Below are 1002 nucleotides of genomic sequence, written 5' to 3'. Positions count from 1 at the left end.
GGCCAGTCCCTTGAACATAAAAACGGTGGGGGAATACAAAAAAGCGCTGGACCGGAATGGACAGCGCCGACTCGTTTCTTCCCTTTCAGGATTGGCGCTGGCTGGTACCACGTCCAAGCACCGATGAAAAGCGGATGATTTCACGCTCCCGGAAAGGTGACTTTCCGGCGAAGGGATGCCACCTGTGGTTGCCGGTCGCACAAAAGTGACAGCAAATTAATGCGACATCCCGGCGAAGGCATGGTAACCGCCCGCCTCAGGGCCGACATGCAACCGGCAACGCAACATTCAAGTCTGGACGCGTTCCTTGAACCGCACCATCCCGCTTATATTGGCGGTCGCCCTTTTCATGGAAAACATGGATTCGACTGTTATCGCGACATCGCTGCCGGCGATCGCCGTCGACATCCACACCAGCCCGATCGCGCTCAAGCTGGCCCTGACCGCCTATCTCGTCTCGCTGGCGATCTTCATTCCGATCAGCGGCTGGATGGCCGACCGTTTCGGCGCCAAGAATATCTTTCGCGCCGCGATCGCCGTCTTCATCGTCGGCTCGATCGCCTGCGCGCTCTCCGGTTCGCTGCCGGCTTTTGTGGTCTCGCGCTTCCTGCAAGGCATTGGCGGCGCCATGATGACACCGGTCGGGCGGCTGGTGCTGGTGCGCGCGACACCGAAGAGCGAACTCGTCGCGGCGATGTCCTGGCTAACCGTTCCGGCGTTGGTCGGACCGTTGGTCGGGCCGCCGGTCGGCGGCTTCATCACCACCTACTTCACCTGGCACTGGATCTTCCTGATCAATGTGCCGATCGGCCTGATCGGCATCTGGCTGGCGACGCGTTTCCTGCCGGAGACCGAATCGATGGAGACGCCGCCGCTCGACTTCCTCGGCTTCGTGCTAAGCGGGCTGGCGGCATCCGGCGTGGTTTTCGGCCTGTCGGTGGTGAGCCTGCCCTATTTGCCGCCGGCCACCGGCCTTATCACCGTAGCGGTCGGCCTGCTGTC

General features: G+C 61.8%; 1 protein-coding gene. It reads left to right on the top strand.

Annotated features, from left to right (window positions below; translation table 11 throughout):
- Positions 1 to 307 precede the first annotated feature (307 nt).
- The coding region (locus ENZ74_RS32885) for an MFS transporter (protein WP_127313341.1) at positions 308 to 1002 on the top strand (695 nt) is incomplete at its 3' end.

Source organism: Mesorhizobium sp. M7A.F.Ca.CA.002.15.2.1 (assembly GCF_003998715.1).
Lineage (GTDB): Bacteria > Pseudomonadota > Alphaproteobacteria > Rhizobiales > Rhizobiaceae > Mesorhizobium > Mesorhizobium ciceri.
This window is presented reverse-complemented; position numbering and strand designations above follow the sequence as displayed.